Annotated in this window: 14 protein-coding genes and 2 tRNA genes; 11 read left to right on the top strand and 5 right to left on the bottom strand. The window is 67.9% G+C overall.

Annotation, left to right across the window (positions count from 1 at the left end; all coding sequences use genetic code 11):
* The first annotated feature begins 304 nt into the window (after positions 1-304).
* A complete protein-coding gene (gene nhaA / locus FHR84_RS16275) occupies positions 305-1,567 on the top strand; it encodes a Na+/H+ antiporter NhaA (RefSeq protein ID WP_179536390.1) in 1,263 nt (420 codons plus the stop codon).
* Between the two features lie 98 nt (positions 1,568-1,665).
* The gene (locus FHR84_RS16270; protein WP_179536389.1) at positions 1,666-2,772 is read left to right on the top strand and encodes an acyltransferase family protein; all 1,107 of its coding nucleotides are present in this window, start codon (positions 1,666-1,668) and stop codon (positions 2,770-2,772) included.
* A 218-nt stretch (positions 2,773-2,990) separates the two neighbouring features.
* On the opposite strand, the gene FHR84_RS16265 is transcribed toward FHR84_RS16270, so the two are convergent.
* From FHR84_RS16265 to FHR84_RS16255, 3 genes are all read right to left on the bottom strand, one after another.
* Positions 2,991-4,088, bottom strand: a complete 1,098-nt coding sequence (locus FHR84_RS16265) for an ArsO family NAD(P)H-dependent flavin-containing monooxygenase (protein ID WP_179536388.1) — start codon at positions 4,086-4,088, stop codon at positions 2,991-2,993.
* 84 nt (positions 4,089-4,172) lie between these two features.
* Entirely contained in the window at positions 4,173-4,367 is a 195-nt protein-coding gene (locus tag FHR84_RS16260; RefSeq protein ID WP_179536387.1) for a DUF397 domain-containing protein, read from the bottom strand.
* Entirely contained in the window at positions 4,357-5,232 is an 876-nt protein-coding gene (locus FHR84_RS16255) for a helix-turn-helix domain-containing protein (protein ID WP_179536386.1), read from the bottom strand. The genes FHR84_RS16260 and FHR84_RS16255 overlap by 11 nt, the downstream gene beginning before the upstream one ends.
* Before the next feature lie 123 nt (positions 5,233-5,355).
* Between FHR84_RS16255 and FHR84_RS16250 the strand changes: the two genes are divergently transcribed.
* From FHR84_RS16250 to FHR84_RS16215, 8 genes are all read left to right on the top strand, one after another.
* Positions 5,356-5,730 carry a hypothetical protein gene (locus FHR84_RS16250; protein ID WP_179536385.1) on the top strand — a complete coding sequence of 125 codons (375 nt, stop codon included), beginning with the start codon at positions 5,356-5,358 and terminating at the stop codon, positions 5,728-5,730.
* Between the two features lie 89 nt (positions 5,731-5,819).
* Positions 5,820-6,659: a GNAT family N-acetyltransferase gene (locus FHR84_RS16245; RefSeq protein ID WP_179536384.1), complete on the top strand. Its 840-nt coding sequence runs from the start codon at positions 5,820-5,822 to the stop codon at positions 6,657-6,659.
* A 509-nt stretch (positions 6,660-7,168) separates the two neighbouring features.
* The gene (locus tag FHR84_RS16240) at positions 7,169-8,485 is read left to right on the top strand and encodes an MFS transporter (RefSeq protein ID WP_179536383.1); all 1,317 of its coding nucleotides are present in this window, start codon (positions 7,169-7,171) and stop codon (positions 8,483-8,485) included.
* A gap of 71 nt (positions 8,486-8,556) precedes the next feature.
* The gene (locus tag FHR84_RS16235) at positions 8,557-8,796 is read left to right on the top strand and encodes a DUF6158 family protein (RefSeq protein WP_425489956.1); all 240 of its coding nucleotides are present in this window, start codon (positions 8,557-8,559) and stop codon (positions 8,794-8,796) included.
* Positions 8,797-9,048: 252 nt separating this feature from the next.
* Positions 9,049-9,121: transfer RNA gene (locus tag FHR84_RS16230), tRNA-Ala, on the top strand.
* Between the two features lie 437 nt (positions 9,122-9,558).
* A complete protein-coding gene (locus FHR84_RS16225) occupies positions 9,559-10,965 on the top strand; it encodes an LVIVD repeat-containing protein (RefSeq protein WP_179536381.1) in 1,407 nt (468 codons plus the stop codon).
* A 65-nt stretch (positions 10,966-11,030) separates the two neighbouring features.
* Positions 11,031-11,597 (top strand): DUF305 domain-containing protein, encoded by a 567-nt coding sequence (locus tag FHR84_RS16220; protein WP_179536380.1) that lies wholly within the window; start codon positions 11,031-11,033, stop codon positions 11,595-11,597.
* Positions 11,598-11,745: 148 nt separating this feature from the next.
* Positions 11,746-11,818 (top strand) — tRNA-Ala (locus tag FHR84_RS16215).
* A 373-nt stretch (positions 11,819-12,191) separates the two neighbouring features.
* On the opposite strand, the gene FHR84_RS16210 is transcribed toward FHR84_RS16215, so the two are convergent.
* Positions 12,192-12,578, bottom strand: coding sequence for a hypothetical protein (locus tag FHR84_RS16210; RefSeq protein ID WP_179536379.1), 387 nt, complete (start codon positions 12,576-12,578; stop codon positions 12,192-12,194).
* 954 nt (positions 12,579-13,532) lie between these two features.
* Positions 13,533-14,939, bottom strand: a complete 1,407-nt coding sequence (locus FHR84_RS16205) for a sugar porter family MFS transporter (RefSeq protein ID WP_179536378.1) — start codon at positions 14,937-14,939, stop codon at positions 13,533-13,535.
* Positions 14,940-15,808: 869 nt separating this feature from the next.
* Between FHR84_RS16205 and FHR84_RS16200 the strand changes: the two genes are divergently transcribed.
* On the top strand, positions 15,809-17,017 hold the full coding sequence (locus FHR84_RS16200) for a YbfB/YjiJ family MFS transporter (protein WP_246300678.1): 1,209 nt from the start codon (positions 15,809-15,811) through the stop codon (positions 17,015-17,017).
* The last annotated feature ends 28 nt before the right edge of the window (positions 17,018-17,045 follow it).

The raw sequence follows: 17,045 nt of genomic DNA, 5'->3' as shown, positions 1-17,045 counted from the left end.
ACCGGGGTCCGTGCGCTGCTCGGGCTGAAGCGCCCGGGTCGGCCGAAGCCTTTCGCCGGAAGTTCCGAGTGATCGGACTCACCGAAGGTTGACAGAGCGGGCCGAGGCCGGTTCTCGGACTGCGCCGTCCGTGTTCGGTGGGGCATCATTGCCGGGCACGAACGGGCAAGCCTGTTGTGAATCCTGTTCGTTCCGAGCGTGTGGGGGGCGAAGATCGGTGGACACAGCACCTAAAATCGTACAAATGGTGTGCCGGGAAGGCTGGTCGGCGATGTTGGCGTAATGATCCGAACAGGGGTTGTCGATGGCAGCTGACCGAGAGCGCACACCCGTGCGCCGACTATTCGCTCCGACACCGAACGCGGAGGCCCGCACGCTCGCGGACATCCTCCGCACGGAGACGGTCGGCGGTGTGCTCGTGCTCGTGGCGGCCGTGGCCGCGCTGATCTGGGCGAACTCTCCCTGGGGGGACTCGTACTCGGCGGCTTCCGAGTACGTGCCGTGGCCCGGAGGGGCCGCGATAGGGCTGGATCTGAATCTGGCCCACTGGGCCTCCGACGGTCTGCTGGCGATCTTCTTCTACGTCGTTGGGCTGGAGCTCAAACGCGAGTTCGTGTCTGGTGACCTGCGCAATCCGCGCAGAGCCGTGCTGCCGGTCGTGGCGGCGATCTGCGGAATGGTCGTGCCCGCCCTGGTCTACCTCCTGATCGCGGCGAGTGCCAGCGGCCCGGCGGCGCAGGGGTGGGCCATCCCCACCGCCACCGACATAGCCTTCGCGCTGGCGGTGCTCGCCATCATCGGAAAGCACCTGCCGAGCTCACTGCGCGCCTTCCTGCTCACGCTGGCCGTGGTGGACGATCTGCTCGCCATCACCGTCATCGCCGTTTTCTACACCGACGATTTCCACGCCGTTCCGCTGCTGGGGGCGCTGCTGCCCCTGATCGCGTTCGGCGCGCTCGTCCAGCTGCGGAAGTCCTGGTGGTGGGCCCTGCTCCCCCTCGGCTTCCTCACCTGGATCCTGGTGCACGAGTCGGGGGTGCACGCCACGATCGCCGGGGTGCTGCTCGGGTTCACCGTGCCGGTGCTGCGGCGCGACGGGGGGCAGCCGGGTCCGGCCGAGCACATGGAGCACAGCTGGCGCCCCGTTTCCGCGGGTGTGGCCGTGCCGGTCTTCGCGCTGTTCGCCGCGGGGGTCTCCCTGCGGGACGGCGGGATCTCGGCGGCTTTCTCCGATCCGGTGGTCCCCGCTGTGATGGCCGGTCTCGTACTCGGTAAGTTGGCCGGGATATTCGGCTCGACCTTCCTGCTCGCCAAGTTCACCCGTGCACAGCTCGATTCCGATCTGTCCTGGTGGGATCTTGTGGGGGTTGCGTTGCTCGCCGGGATCGGGTTCACCGTTTCCCTGCTGATCGGCGAACTCGCTTTCGACGCGGCGGGGGCCCGTGCCGAACACGTCAAGGTGGCCGTTCTGATGGGATCGGTGCTGGCGGCGTTGTTCGCTTCGCTCGTGCTGGCGCTGCGCAGCCGGGCTCACCGGCGTGCGCGGAGTGAACAGCCCGAGGGTTGAGTGGGATATCACCTCTTCGTGCGTTAACACGTGTCCGGCGGGGCGCGATTTAGCCACGGCGCGGGTCGGTGTAGTCGAGAAAACGGGAGTGGATATTCGTGGTAGTCCCCAGACAGGGGAGCCGTCGCAAGATCAGCTGGGATGTGGTTCGCGCCGGGTGCGTAACCCTGGTGATGCTGTACCACTCGACCACGGTGAGCGTGGAGTTTCATCCCGAGATCGAGCCGCGAACGTTCTACTTCCCTTATCAGGTCGGTGCCAGCCTGCTGCTCGTGATCTCGGCGTACTTCGCGTGCGTGACGATCGGACGCGGAACGGTGCTGCGTTACTGGTGGGGCCGGATAGCGCGGCTGCTGCCCGCTTTCGTGGCGGGCTCGCTGATCATCTTCCTGCTGACCAGGGCCTACTACATCGAGGGGTGGTTCTGGCCCCGCACCAGGGATCTCGTCGAACACCTGCTGATGCTGTGGCACTGGATGCCGGAGGAGTTCGAGTTCATAGACGTCTCGCACTGGACCATCCCGCTGCAGCTGATGGGGTTCACCGCCGCGGCCCTGCTGTACCGCAGCCGCTGGGGACACGGGAACCGGATCGTGTGGGTGCTCTGGGCCGCCGTGCTGCTGCCGATGCTGCAGTGGCCGATCCGGGCCTCCGCACCTTCGCATCTCTACGTCGTGCTGGCGGACGGGTTCGGTCTGCACCGCTGGCACCTCTTCGTGGCCGGGGTGGCCATCTGGCTCTGGTCCTCCAAGGGCAGGCTCGGCAACACGCACTTCGCCGCCCTGCTGGCGTCCTGCATGGTGGCCCAGTGGCTGCACAGCTTCGCCCCCGACACCGAGGGAATGCTGTCCGCGGATCTCGGTTCCTCCGTCGGCGTGAGCATCGGGCTGTGCGTGGTGGCGCTCGTGGCGCGCGGCCCCGACTGGGAGGGCCTGATCCCGCGCTCGGCGTACAAGCCGATCCAGTGGTACGCGGGGATCTCCTACGGGGTGTTCCTGATGCACCAGTCCCTCGGGCACATGGTGGTGCGTCGGCTGCAGGACCTCGGCGCGCCGACCACGGTGCAGACGCTGGGGATGATCGCGACGGGGGTGCTGCTCGGGTGGATGCTCACCCGGGTGGTGGAGCAACCGGCCCACCGCTATCTGATGGAGGTCTACGACAAGTTCACGCCCGAACGCGGGGCGCCGGCGCGCGCCGGTTAGAGAGTGCACGGCTTGGCCTGCTCGGGTGGTTCCGCGGGCGAACCTCAGCCGGGGTCTCGCTGCGGGTGCCCGACATCGGGTAGCGGCCTACACAACGTCGGGGCCGTCCTCGCGAGACCCGCGACTGAGAACCCCCGGCGGTGCCGGGTGCGTAGGTGGGTGCGAGCGGCTGCGCCGCTCGCCCGCCGAGCGACCACTCGCCCGGTCCGCGCGGACACTCAGTCCGCGCTCGCACGGCGGCTCCGGGACAGCGTGTTCACGATCTCGGAGACCGCTGTGCGGGCGGTGCGTCCGGCCCCGATCAGCGTGGCCGATGCCGGTCCGGTCCAGTCTCCGTAGCCGAGCAGGTGCAGCCGTGGGTGCTCGAGGCTGCGCGTTCCCTCGGTGGGGATCTCGCCGGATTCGCGGCGCAGCCGCAGCGGGCGCAGGTGTCGTAGGGCGGGCCGGAAGCCGGTGCACCACACGACGGTGTCGTAACTCCGCGCGGAGCCGTCGGGCCAGACCGCGCCGTTCCGGGTGAGCCCGGTGAACATCGGGTGGGCGTGCAGCGCTCCCCGCTCCCGTGCCGCGCGCACGCTCTCGACCACCACGATGTCGCCGAGCGCCGCGACACCGCCCGAGTCCTCCACGCCGGCCTCCCGCTCGGCACGTTGCCGGGTGGCCACGTCGAACAGCACCCGGCCGTCCACGTCGTCGGGCATGAAGCGCGGTGGCCTGCGGGTCACCCAGGTGGTCTCGGCGACGGTGGACAGCTCGGCCAGGACCTGCGCCGCGGAGTTCCCCCCGCCGACCACGAGCACGCGTTCGCCCTCGAACGGTTCGGGACCGGGGTACGAGGCCGTGTGCAGCTGCCGGCCCGCGAAGTCCCGCATCCCCGGATAGCTCGGAACGTACGGGGACTGCCAGGTCCCGGTGGCGCTGATCACGGCGTGCGCGTGCCACTGCCCCTGCGGGGCGTCGACGAGGAAGCCGTCGTCCGACTCGTGGACACCGGTCACGCGCACCGGCCGGAGCACGGGGAGTTCGTAACGCCGTTCGTACCGGCGCAGGTAGTCGACGGTGTGCTCCGCGTCCGGGAAGTCGACGCCCGGTTGCGGGGGCATCGGCCAGCCGGGCAGCGGGTTGTGCCGCGCGGGCGAGAACAATCGCAGCGAGGGCCACACGCGCTGCCAGGAACCGCCCGGCTCCTGCCGGTCGTCCAGGATCGCGAAGTCCAGGCCCGCGCGCCGCAGGAAGTAGCCCGCGGCCAGCCCGGCCTGTCCGCCTCCGATGACGACCACGTCCACCCGGTGGCGCAGGACCTCGGGTTCCGGCACGGCGCACCCCTTCGAGACGGCTGGTTTCCTCCCCGTGTCGACGAGCGTCCGAGGCGGGGAGAGTATTCCCGGGGGGTCAGCGGGTCATCGTTGGGTGTGGAGGTCGGCGAGGAAGTCGGTCCACTGGGTGGTGGTGAAGCTGAGGTGGCCCTGCCTGGGATTCTTGGAGTCGCGGACGTCGATGCCCCGTGCGGTGAAGCGGGCCTCGACGCAGCTGTTGTTGTTGCCGCCGCTGTAGCTGCTCTTGATCCAGGAGGTTAGCGGACGGTCAGTGCTCATAATCGATCTCCTCCACGCGCCGCGCGATGGACGCGCGTGACTCTTCCGGCCCAAGTGCCACGGCGCGCAGCTTGTCGAAGGCGCGCGTGCACTCGGCTATGTCGTCGTCCTCGACGGCGTAGACACCGCCGCCGATGAAGGTGGGCTGGTGCACGATATCCGGTGCTTGGGAGCCGAAGCGAAGGATCTCCAAAGAACTTCCGAGCAACGGGTGGTCCACGATGGACAGGGGAGCCACCTGGATCACTACGTGCGGGTGTTGTTCGATGACCTCGAGCAGGTGGAGGAGCTGCTCACGAAGGATGTCCCTGTTCCCCATGGGACGACGCAGGGCTGCCTCACCGATGACGAACCACATCCGTGGAGGCTTCGCCCGTGTCAGAAGCTCTTGTCTGTCCATGCGGAACTGAACGCGAGGTTCGATGTCGTCCGGTGTGCTCTCGACGCTAGCCGAACGAGCTATGCGTATCAGGACGCGGGCGTAGTCCTCGGTTTGGAGCAGCCCGGGAATGAGTTCGCCTTCGGCGTAGTAGATCTCGGTGGCGTCCTGCTCGTGGTCGCTGAGCCTGCGAAAAGCTCCCGGCAACGTGTCGGAGTACATGCGACGCGGTTGCCGTTGCCGGGCGATCTGGGCGAGCTCGTTGATCTGAGCACGTGACTCCTTCGGCGCGCCGTAGAAGTCCAGCAGTGCCTCGATCTCCAGCACCTTGAAGGCGCGTTCTCCGCGTTCCACACGGCTGATCTGGCTGACGTCGCACTCGATCGCGGCAGCGGCTTCCTTCTGCTGCTTGCCCGCTGTTTCCCGGAGCCTGCGCAGCTCGGCACCGAGCTGGCGGCGTTCCAGCGTGGCCCTTGGTTTACCCATCTCGCGAGATCATCCATTCGGGGACATGTGCCACTGACAATTGTCAGTTAGTTTGAGTGTGTCACAGAACACGGGGTGCACTGCGGCTGATCAGTGTATCCAGGCAGTAGGGGAGTGATCGCGGTGCGTTTGGGATACACCCTCGAGGAGGCTCCGGCCCCCGGTGTGAGTCCGGGCCGGGACGTGCACGTGGCGAGCCGGGAGCTCGACGTCCACGACGGCTGGGAGGAGCTCCGGGAAGGGCTGCACTCCTGGGCCGTCGAGGAGCTGACCCGGAGGCGGTGCGAGTTCGGGCTCTACGTCGCGGAGTTCGGCACCTGGCTGGCCGAGGGCGATCCGGGCTACTACCTGCGGGAGAGCTACCTCGTGTGGAGCGGTGACGAGGTGTTCACCATCCACGTCGAGGACAGCCGGATCAACGTCGAGGGCGTGCGCGTGCTCACGGCGCAGGCCGACGCCTTCCACGATCTGCGCCGCCGCGAGGCCCGGGTGTCCTGATCGCCGCTCCGTGTTCGTGAAGCAGCCACCCGTCCGGAACCGCCCCGACCACGGGCCGAGGACGTGCCGATGGCAGCCACAATGTGGGGGTGGACCCGCTGCACGACCCCGACGACGAAGAGCTGCTCTCCCCGGAGCAGGCCCGCGAACTGGCCGCGCTGGTCGAACGTGCTCAACTGGCCTCCGGAGCCGTCCGCGACGGGCGGACCGGCAAGGTCGGCGTCGCCGATGTGGTGCTCAACGCGGGCAACCCGCTGGCACTCGGGAACCGCGCCTGCGGACTGTGGGGCACCTCCGCGGAGGTGGCCACCACCCTGTTCCGGCTGGAACGCGTCTTCGCCGACGCGGGGCGTCCCGAAGCGGTGGTGCACGCCTCCCCGACGACCGTCGCCGACATCGAGGGGATCGCCGACGACTCGGGCTGGCACGCGGTCGCGGAGAACGTGGCACTGGTGCACCGCCTCGACCGGGCGGACGCCGAGCCGCCCGGGACGTACCCGGTCCGCCAGGCCGCCGAGGACGACCTCGAACCGATCGCCGGGCTGCTCTCGGACGAACTGGACCTCTCGGAGGGCGCGGAGCGCAGACTGCCGCGCAACCTCGCGCAGCGGCTGGACGACCCGCGCTGCCTGCTGCACGTGATCGCCGACACCGAGGTGGACCGGCCCGCGGGCTTCGTGCTCGGGTTCGTCGAGTCCGAGGTCGGACTGATCGAGCACATCGCCGTGCGGCCGGGGAGGCGAGGGCGTGGCCGGGGAAGGGCCCTCGTGGGCAGTGCCGTGGACGCGGCCGCGCGGGCGGGGGCGCGGCTGGTGGCCACCCACGCCGAGGACGGGGGGAGCGCGCAGCGCTTCGCGGAGGCCTGCGGTTTCGCCACGGCTTACGAGGTCACCGCCTACACCAGGGGCGTGGACGAGCTGTTCGACTGATTGATCGAGGCTTCCTGTCCGGCTCGTCGTGGGTGCTCGTCCGGCGGAACCTCTCGCTCGGGTGGTGGTTCCGGCGTCGTGGGCGCCGAAGGACCGAGCGCGCGGCTTCGGGACGTTTCGCGCGGAACGTTCTTTCCGGAGCGGTTCCAGGGTGACGGTTTCGCGCGGAACGTTTCCGGTGCGGAGCTCGGATGGGTTCCCCCGCCTCCTCGGTGGTCGTTTCGGTGCTGCCGCGCCGAGTCCCCGCCCCAAGCCACAGCTCGGCAACAGCTCGACCGGAGAACACCGGTGATCCGGAGTGGGCGCAGGGCGCTCGCCTGTCCGCCCGAGTCGAGTCGGACACCGGCACGAACGCGGCACGGGCGGTGGCGGGCGAAGCCACCGGTGGGACCACGGGCACCCCGCGTGGGCTCGCTCACCACCGGTTGGTCGGGCACCCGGACGCCCGCGAGCCCGGGAATATTTCACCCGCACGTGGACTTGTGCCTTCCGGATGCGAAGGAGGCACAGTGCCCGAGACGCAATCGACCACCGAGGATTCACCGGATTCCCCGCGGGGCGGGACGAAGGCGGGCAGGAGCACCCTCGCCGAGCTGCCCCGCGAGATATGGGTCCTGATCAGTGGCGGTTTCATCGTGGCCATCGGGATGGGCATCGTCTCGCCCGCGCTGCCCACCTTCGCGACCAGCTTCAACGTCGGCGTGACGGCGGCTGCGTTCATCGTCAGCGCCTTCGCGCTGATGCGGCTGGTCTTCGCCCCGGCCAGCGGGAAGCTGGTCTCGCTGTTCGGTGAGCGCCCGAACTACGTGCTCGGCATCGTCATCGTCGGCATCAGCTCCACCGCCTGCGCCTTCGCGCAGTCCTACTGGCAGCTGCTGGTGTTCCGCGGGCTCGGCGGCATCGGTTCCACCATGTTCACCGTCTCGGCGCTGGCGCTGCTGGTGCGGCTCGCCCCGGCCCACCTGCGGGCCAGGGCCTCCGGACTGTGGGCCACCAGCTTTCTGCTCGGCAGCATCTCCGGACCGGTGCTCGGCGGACTGCTGATCGGGTTCTCCCTCCGGCTGCCCTTCCTGATCTACGGCGTCGCGCTGTACATCGCAGCCTTCGTCGGCTGGTTCCTGCTGCGCAACTCCACGCTCGCCGATCCGCAGCGGAACGCGGCGGCCCCCGACCTCAAGGTGACCACCGCGCTGCGCGATCCCAGCTACCGCGCCTCGCTGCTCGCGAACTTCAGCAAGGGCTGGACCGCGCAGGGCGTGCGGATCGCGCTGATACCGCTGTTCATCGTCGAGGCCATGAGGCTTCCCGACGCCATGACCGGTATCGCCCTGTCGGTGTTCGCGGCGGGCAACGCGGCCGTGCTGCTCCCCGCGGGCAGGCTGGCCGACTCGCGTGGTCGCAAACCGATGCTGGTGAGCGGGTTGGCGATCGCGGCGGTGGGCAGTGCCGCGATCGGTTTCAGCGAGTCGGTGCCCTGGTTGCTGGGTGCCTCGTTGCTGGGCGGCATCGGCATGGGGCTGTTCACCCCGGCGCAGAGCGCGGCCGTGGCCGACATAGTCGGCCCGAAGGCCAAGGGCGGGCCGGTGCTGGCCACGTTCCAGATGTCGGCCGATGTGGGCACCATCCTCGGGCCGCCGCTGGCCGGGGCGCTGGCGGAGGGGCTGTCCTACGGCATGGCCTTCCTGCTCACCGGGTGCGTGGCAGTGGTGGCGCTGGTGATGTGGCTGTTCTCGCCCGAGACGCTGGGGCGCAACGCCCCCTCCGAGCGGTCCGAGTCCGTCGAGTCGACCGGGACCGAGCCGGCCGAGCGCGGCGCGGCCGGCTGAAACCGCGCTCCCCGGTGTGGAACCGCTTCCGAACGGGTAGACACCGGGAAACCGGTGGGCGAGGGGAGTGCGTGTCGATGGAAACCGGAATCGAGGCCGCCGAGCTGTCCGAGGACGCGCTGCGACGGGAGCTGCGACACCTGCACGAGACGCGCAACGAGACCTTCCTGCACGGCTCCTCGGACGCGCTCGAGGAGCACACGCGCCGGACTTTCGAACTGGAGCGGGAGTACCTGCGCAGGCACCCCGAACGGGAGGTGGATCCGCGCCGGACGAGGGAGGGCGCGCGAACCGCCGGGCAGGGCGCCTGACCCGCTTCGCGCGGGCCGCGCTCGGAGTCCGTGGCGGAGGCCGGACCCCGGTGAACCGGGACGGACGGGTGGTGCTCGGCTCGGTGAGAAGATCCTCCCGGGCACGGGTTCGCCAGCAGGGTGAGCTCTCTCCGCTCGGGCGGCTTCCGGCCTCACGGGGGGACCCCCTGTGAAAGCCCGATCGATCCTGTTGTAAAGTATTGTCAGAACAGCAGGCGGGACGGAGAAACCGCAGTGCTGGAAAAGAGCAGAGGGGCTGTGGCGCAGTTGGTAGCGCACCTGACTGGCAGTCAGGGGGTCACGGGTTCGAGTCCCGTCAGCTCCACCCGATCATTCATCGTGTGAATCGCTGATTTCGAGGTCGTTTCCGCTGTTCAGGCGGGAGCGACCTTTTTTGTTGCGGGGCGGTGGGCCGGTAGCGGTGTTGACTCCGGGCTCCGGGCCGGAGATGGATCGCCGGGAAGCGTCCGCGATCGTCCCGCGGTCCTCGAACCGGCACGCGCGGCGCGGTGCGACTCGCGGGTTCCGCCACGTGCCCGAAGGCTGAGCTGCCCAGGCATGCCTCTGTTCCCCGGTTCAGTGCTCCACACGGCCCAGCGAGCATTGCGGCACACGGCCGTTATGCTTGCTGCGCAAGGCGTAAACAGCCGGCTACGCCCTGTCTGAACCTCTTTCGGCGTGTAACGATCTTCGCCGGAGAATCCGGGATTTTCCGGCTCGCCCGGCGAGTCCCGAGTTGGGGATTTCAGGGAGGTTGACCGAATGCTGGAGTTACGTGGCCGACGGCGATCCCGGAGGCCGCTCGCGCTCGGCTTGGCCGCTGCCGTCACCGGACTGGCGCTGATCGCGCCGTCCGCCGCCGCCCAGCCGCCGGGTGACGCCGCCGCCCAGCCGCCGGGTGACGACGTGCAGCACAGCAACAACGTCCACCCGGTGGCCAACGTGCCACGGCAGGGTCCGCTGGAGGAGTCGAACCACACCGATCTGGCGTTCTACCAGGACTACGCCTTCCAGGGCAGCTATGACGGTTTCACCGTCTACGACATCTCCAAGCCGCACAAGCCGAAGACGGTCACCCAGGTGCACTGCCCGGGCGGGCAGGGCGATGTGTCGGTGAGCCCGGACGGCGGCCTGCTGTTCATGTCGGTGGACTACGCCCGCACCGACGACACCTGCCAGAGCGAGCAGGGGTCCTACGAGGACCCGAGCTCCTGGGAGGGAATGCGGGTCTTCGACATCAGCGACAAGGCGAACCCGCGCTACGTCAAGGGCATCAAGACCAGCTGCGGTTCGCACACCCACACCATGGTCCCGGACAAGAACACCGACGACCTGTTCCTCTACGTCTCGTCGTACAACCCGGACGAGGCGTTCCCGAACTGCCAGCCGCCGCACGACTCGATCTCGATCGTCAACGTCCCGGCCGGTAGCCCGACCGACTCCAAGGTGGTCGCCGAGCCGGTGCTGTTCCCCGACGGTGGCGCGGCAGGCACCGCGGGCTGCCACGACATCACGGTCTACCCGGAGCACGACCTCGCCGGTGGCGCCTGCATGGGTGATGGCGCGCTGATGGACATCTCCGACCGCGCCGAGCCGCGGGTGATCACCACGGTGGAGGACCCGAACTTCGCTTTCTACCACTCGGCGACGTTCACCAACGACGGCAAGAGCGTGCTGTTCACCGATGAGCTCGGTGGCGGCGGTGCGCCGACCTGCAACGACGACGTCGGCCCCAAGCACGGCGCGGACGCGATCTACAACATCACCGGCAGCGGGGACGACCGCCAGCTCGAGTTCCAGAGCTACTACAAGATCCCGCGCGACCAGACCGACACCGAGAACTGCGTGGCGCACAACGGGAACCTGATCCCGGTTCCGGGCCGCAACGTCTACGTGCAGTCCTGGTACCAGGGCGGTGTGTCGTTCTTCGACTTCACCGACACCACCGCGCCGAAGGAGATCGGTTACTTCGACCGCGGTCCGGTCGACGAGGACAACCTGACCCTCGGCGGTTCCTGGTCGGCGTACTACTACAACGGTTACGTCTACTCCAGTGACATCACGCGCGGCCTGGACGTCATGAAGGTGACCGGCCCCGGCATGGGCCAGGCGGGGCAGGTCCACCTGGACGTGCTCAACCCCCAGACGCAGTACTCGTACCCCGAATGATCCGTCCTGCCGCCGGGCCCGGTCGCCACCGGGCCCGGCGCAGGCCGTTCGGAAGGGAGCAGGCGATGTTCCTGCGGAAGCTCTCCCTGCTGGTGGTTCTGCTGGCAGGTCTGCTCGGCGCCACCGGGACCGCGAGTGCGGGCACCCAGGCGTACAACGACGTCGACGCCGAGTTCACCCGCATGATGATCCCGCACCACTACCAGGCGATCGTCATGTCCGAACTGGCTCCGGACCGCGCGGCGGATCCCGAGCTGAAGTCGCTGGCCGAGCGCATCGGCACCGAGCAGGACCTGGAAATCCTGATGATGCGGGGCTGGCAGGGCCGCAACGGCCTGCCGGTGACCGATCCGGAGACCGCCTACCAGGACCTGCTCACCAAACCCGACGTGCTCGAGCGGATGGGCATGGCCACCCGGGAGGAGATGGACCGGCTCGCGACGCTCTCCGGGGCCGAGTTCGACCGGACGTTCCTGGACCTGATGATCCCGCACCACGACGGTGCGGTCGCGATGTTGCGGGACGTGATCCTCAACGGCAGCGACCAGGAGCTGAACCAGATGTCCCAGGACATGATGTCGACCCAGAAGGCCCAGCTCGCGATCATGCGCGACATGCGCGAGTCCGCGTGATGTGAGCGCGCCGTGCCCGGGTCGCCACCGGCGGCCCGGGCATCCGCTTGGGCGGGCCCCCCGAACGGCTCGCGCGCGGGCTGTGTATCGTGTTCACGCGAGGGATGAGCGGTGACGGCGAGCCGAGCGTCCCGGGCCAAGGGAAAACGGGGCTGTGGCGCAGTTGGTAGCGCACCTGACTGGCAGTCAGGGGGTCACGGGTTCGAGTCCCGTCAGCTCCACCCTCGACGATCAGCGGGTTCACCTTGTCGGGTGAGCCCGCTGCTTTTTCGAGCCTCGCACTCGGTTTGAGCGCGGCGTCCGTCGTCTCGGATCCAGTGCTCCGCAGTCAGCGACCGGTGGTCGGGTGGCGTTCGTTCGCACGGGGAGGTCGTGGAGCAGGCACTGACCGGACCTTCGTCGGGCGTCACCGGGACCCGGGTCAGGGCCGAGCCTCTGATCAGGACGGGACCAGCCGTCCTCTGCCGTGTGGCAGCGTGCGGGGCACGATGGCGTGTCCCGCACGCCACCACTACGGGGATTCACGGCCATGTTTATGATTTGACCGGATCGGATCGAGTCAGGTATGAACTCGACTCACGTGCGATGCGCGAGTTACTCGTAGCCGTCTCTCGTCGGATGTTCCAGAGCGAGGACCGCGACGTAAATTGTTCCTTCGTAGTAGTCGTCCCAGTCCAGAGAGGCGTCGCGAAGACCGAGTTCGGCTGTCACGGTCACTTCTCTCGACAGTTTGTCGGGTACCCAGCCTCCACCTCCTTCGCTCGATGAGATCTCTGTTTTCGCTATTTTGTAGTGCAGGCGGTGGAACGGGCGCTCCTTCTTTCTTCCGTCCTCTTCGACGAACTTTACGTCGACTCCTTGGATAAAAGTCGCGGCGCTTATTATTTTGTTGTCGAACTTTATGGTAGCGGATTCCTTGTTCACTCCGCCCTTGTGGCGCTCGAATACGATTTTTCCGGTTCTGACGGTGGGGTACGGCAACTCTTCGTGCTCCTTGTTCGTTTTGGGTTTTTCTGCGTGGAGGAACTCCGTGGTCCAATGTATTCGGATTTTTTCGGCTGGGCCATACTGGTTCCGAGTGACAGGGGTGCGGCGATGGTGTCCCTTTTTGGATCACTTTGAGTAGTATTCGGATTTCTGCTGTTCGGCATGGCTGGAACGGCCGGGTTTCGGTGTCCGCTTTTTATTGTTTTCGCTGCGCAGTGCTTCGGCGTTCGAGGTAACACCTGAGCGTGAGATGGGGTGTTGATTCCGGTGAGGTCGTCATGAGGGCTCGTGGAGTCGGTGGCGATAATTTTGATATATGTTCGAGTTTCCCGAGTCGGGAAGAAGGTGACGTTGGCCGACCGAAAAGTGGTCGCCGCTCGTGTCCGGAAGGGGAGTGCTGACCGGGTCGACCCCGATTGGTCCGGGGAGGGCTGATCCGGACATCCACGGCACCACCGAGCTCTCCGGCCTCCTGCTGTCAGTGGCCGTCTCGGCGGTCGACATTCGAGGCAGCCGCGCGTTGATGGCGCTTGTTCTATTGGCCGTACCACCTGATCGCAGTCTCCACGGGCCAAGACGCGAATTCATGTTCGAGCGGGTTTCGGTTGAGAGTGGTCTTCAACCGCGCCCCCGCGCGCAGGGGCGGATCCGCGATGGTGGAGCATTCCGATCCGAGCGCGCCGTAGCGCAGGAGCTTTGTCGGCTGAGGCCGCGAGAACTTCTTCGGTGCCTCGGGGTCCCGTTTCGGTTCCACCCGGCGCAGAAGTGTTTTCGGCAGTGGATTCCGCTTTTGTCGGCAGCTGATGCCGAAGCTGCTACCGTCCCTCCGCCAGAGCGCTGCGGAAGGATCTCCGCGGACACCTGATTGCGCACTCCTCCTGCTCCCCCGGCTCGCCGCTGGGTGCGGCCCTGCTCGGCGCCCGGGAGGGGAGGAGCGCAGCCGCCGTGTCACATCTCGCGGCGGGTTCGCCGCCGCTCGGTGCGGCTGGTGAGCTCGGCTTCGATGTCCTCGAGAGTGCGGTTCTTGGTCTCCGGCAGCCAGCGGTAGAGGTAGATCAACCCGAACAGGCCGAGCACGCCGTAGAGCCAGAAGACACCGGAGGGACCGCCGAACAGGCCGATGAGGGTCAGCACCGAGACGGACACGAGGAAGTTCAGCGCCCAGTGCGAGACGATGCCGAACGAGCCCGCCTTGCCGCGCACGCTGTTCGGGAAGATCTCGCTGTTGACCAGCCAGATCGCGATGCCGAGGCTGCAGGCGAACGCCGACTGGTAGACGATCAGGGCGGCTATGAGCAGCACGGAGACCGTGCCCTGCACCGGTTGGGTGAAAAGCAGCCCGATGAAGGCCAGGGCCGCGATGATCACGACCGTGCCGCCGAGGATGAGCGGGCGCCGTCCGAGGCGGTCGATGAACACCAGCGCGAATACCGTGAACAGCACGTTGAGCGTGCCGATGCCGACCGAGGCCAGGATCGCACCGGAGTCGCCGAATCCGGCGTCGGTGAGGATCGTGGGCGCGTAGTAGATGATCGCGTTCACCCCGACGAGCTGGCTGCTGCCCGCGGCCACGACACCGACGGAGATCCACCGGCGATAGCGCGGTCCGAGCAGTTCGCGGTAGGTGATGTGCCCTTCGGCCCGCACCGTGTCGCGGATCTCGGCGAGTTCGGAGTCGACGTGCTCCGGCGGCCGGGTGCGGGAGAGCACGTGGCGGGCCTCCTCGTGGCGGCCGTGGGTGAGCAGCCAGCGCGGGCTCTCCGGCAGTCGCAGCAACCCGAGGAACATGACCGCGGCGGGCAGCACGGCCACGCCGAGCATCCATCGCCACGCTCCTGTGGAGGACAGGCCGTAGCCGACGAGGTACGAGACGAGGATGCCGACGGTGACCATGAACTGGTGCAGGGACACGAGCGTGCCGCGCCGGTGCGGAGGTGCCATCTCGGCGATGTAGCCGGGAACGACGAGCGAGGAGACCCCGATCGCCACTCCGAGGAGACCACGGGCGAGAACCAGTACCCCCACGTTCGGCGTCAGCGCGCAGCCCAACGTGGCCAGCGCGAACAGCACGGTCACGGCGATGAGTGTGTTGCGGCGGCCCGCGCGGTCGGACACGGGGCCGCCGACGATCACACCGGCGACCGCGCCGACGAGCAGCGAGGAGACCACGACCTCCTGCGTGGAGTCGCCGAACCCGAATTCCGGCCGGATGTAGAGGATGGCAGCGGAGATGACGCCGGTGTCGTAGCCGAACAGCAACCCGCCGAACGCCGCGATGATCGACGCGCCGATGACGAGACCACTTCCGCGGGTGCGTCGGAGGTCGCTGCTCTCGCGTGCGGTGCCACTCGTCATACCAGCTCCCTCCGACGGCGGTGCCGGCTTCGCACTGGGCTGCTCCTCGGATCGTACGAGCTGAGCGGGGGTTCCGCGCTTCGCTGCCGTCGCACGTTCCAACACTGTGGACGTGGCAGCGTGGCCGTGCTGGATGCGTTGGGGATCGACAGCGCACACGTGGTGGGGATGTCCACGGGTGGAGTGCTGAGGAGGGGGCTACCGAAGTGGACCCTGGACGGTCAGCGTGAGAACCCCCGCTTCGGAACCGGACCCCCGAGGTGGCCTCGGCCGTTCGCCAGCCGGGCGAGATCACCTCCTCGCGGTGCGAGAAACGGAACCGGTTCACGGGAGAGGGGCTGGGTGCTGGTGATGACGCTGATGAACCAGGATCCGTCGAGGGGCACCGCCGGCGGTGCGCCGATTGTCCCGAGCGTCCGGGAAAGCGCGAAGACCGAAACCGCGCCGAGCCAGAGAAAACCTCCTGAGATCGTGCCGCCGGGTCCGCCTCTCGCTCTTCCGCGGCAGGAAGAACGGTTTACACTCGATCGGCGTAGCGCGGCGCCGTGCTTTCCGTGTGCGTTTCGTGTCCGTGTGCGAGGCGAGTCCGCGAGTGGTGTACACGTCCTTTATTCGGGGTGAATTTTTCGTCAATTGATTCGGGCGTGGTTCGGTGGTCCTGGTGCTGACCACCGCCGTGTTGATTCGGGATCGATTCGTGTGCTGCACATCATTCCTGTTCCTGTTGCGTGGGGATGGGGGCTTTGTGAGGGTTGATCCTGCCGTGATCGTCCGGATGAAAATCGTTCGTCGGTCGCGGCTGCAGCGGGACGTGTAAATCACTTGTCGAGGATCGGGAGTTTCATGTGGCTCCTGGAAGAATGCCGTCCATGACCGTTTCCGGTTCGACCGCATCCGGTTCGTCCGTTTTGGCGGACGAGCGCGGAATCCTGTGGCGCGGCGCGCTGGCTCTCGCGGCGGCCATGGGAGTGGGGCGCTTCGCGTACACCCCGATCCTGCCGCTCATGGAACGGCAGGCGAGCCTGACCGCCGACGCGGGGGCCTGGATCGCCACGGCCAACTACGTTGGTTACCTCGTGGGCGCTCTGCTGCTCATCGTGTTCCCGGCGCTGGCTCTTTCCGGGGGATTCCTCAGGTGTTGGCTCCTGGTGCTCGTCGCTTCCATCGCGGCGATGCCGCTGAGCACCGATCCTCCGGTTTGGATGGTGCTGCGGTTCCTCGCCGGTGTGGCCAGCGCCGTCATCTTCGTCGTCTCGGCCCAGGCGGTACTGCGCACGTTGCGACGCAATCCGCACCTCTCCGGGTGGGCTTACGGAGGTGTGGGCCTGGGCATCACGCTTTCCGGGGGAGCCGTGCTGTTGCTCGGGTCGACCTCCTCGTGGGGCGTCTCCTGGCTGGTGTGCGCGGTGCTGGCCGCTCTGCTCGGTGCCCCGGTGTGGACGTTGCTGGACAGGGCCACGCCGCCTTCGAGCACGGCAGAAGCATCGGAGGACGTCGTCCCGGGCCGTGCCAGAGCGTTCGGGCTGCTGCTGCTCGGCTACTTCCTCGAAGGGGTCGGATACATCATCGCGGCGACCTTCCTGGTGGCCGCGCTCGCCGACGCCGACCTGAGCTGGCTGGGCAACGGCGCGTGGGTGCTGGTCGGGCTGGCCGCCGTCCCCTCCTGCGTGCTGTGGTCACGACTCTCCAGGGGGTTCTCCACGCCGACGCTGCTCGTGGCCGCCCTGCTGCTGCAGACCGTCGCGGTCGCGTTGCCGGGGCTCACCGGAAACCCCGTGGCGGTGATCCTCGCGGCCGTCGTCTTCGGCGGCACCTTCATGGGGATCACGACCCTGGCACTGGCCTCCGGAGCCGCGCTGCGCGTGCCGCGAGCGGCGGCGGCCCTCACCTCGGCCTACGGTCTCGGGCAGATCGCGGGACCGCTGGCCGTGCAACCGACTCTGGCGGCCGGTTACCGGCCCGCGCTGCTCATCGGCGGTGCGGTGCTGCTCGGCGGCGCGCTGGTGGTGCTGGCGCTGCGATTGACGTCCTGGGAAACACGCCCCGGAACGACCCCGGGCAGCGTCCGGGACAGCTGAAACGACGACCCCGACAGACGAACAGGAG

It is taken from the genome of Actinopolyspora biskrensis (assembly GCF_013408175.1).
GTDB lineage: Bacteria > Actinomycetota > Actinomycetes > Mycobacteriales > Pseudonocardiaceae > Actinopolyspora > Actinopolyspora biskrensis.
The sequence above is the reverse complement of the archived record's forward strand: the minus strand, read 5'-3'. Positions and strand labels throughout refer to the sequence as shown.

Bases quoted from the DNA above. Each gene is read 5' to 3' on its own strand.
- FHR84_RS16260 (WP_179536387.1), bottom strand. From the start codon at position 4,367: ATGAGCACTGACCGTCCGCTAACCTCCTGGATCAAGAGCAGCTACAGC.
- nhaA (WP_179536390.1), top strand. From the start codon at position 305: ATGGCAGCTGACCGAGAGCGCACACCCGTGCGCCGACTATTCGCTCCG.
- FHR84_RS16255 (WP_179536386.1), bottom strand. From the start codon at position 5,232: ATGGGTAAACCAAGGGCCACGCTGGAACGCCGCCAGCTCGGTGCCGAG.
- FHR84_RS16205 (WP_179536378.1), bottom strand. From the start codon at position 14,939: ATGACGAGTGGCACCGCACGCGAGAGCAGCGACCTCCGACGCACCCGC.
- FHR84_RS16225 (WP_179536381.1), top strand. From the start codon at position 9,559: ATGCTGGAGTTACGTGGCCGACGGCGATCCCGGAGGCCGCTCGCGCTC.
- FHR84_RS16220 (WP_179536380.1), top strand. From the start codon at position 11,031: ATGTTCCTGCGGAAGCTCTCCCTGCTGGTGGTTCTGCTGGCAGGTCTG.
- FHR84_RS16200 (WP_246300678.1), top strand. From the start codon at position 15,809: ATGACCGTTTCCGGTTCGACCGCATCCGGTTCGTCCGTTTTGGCGGAC.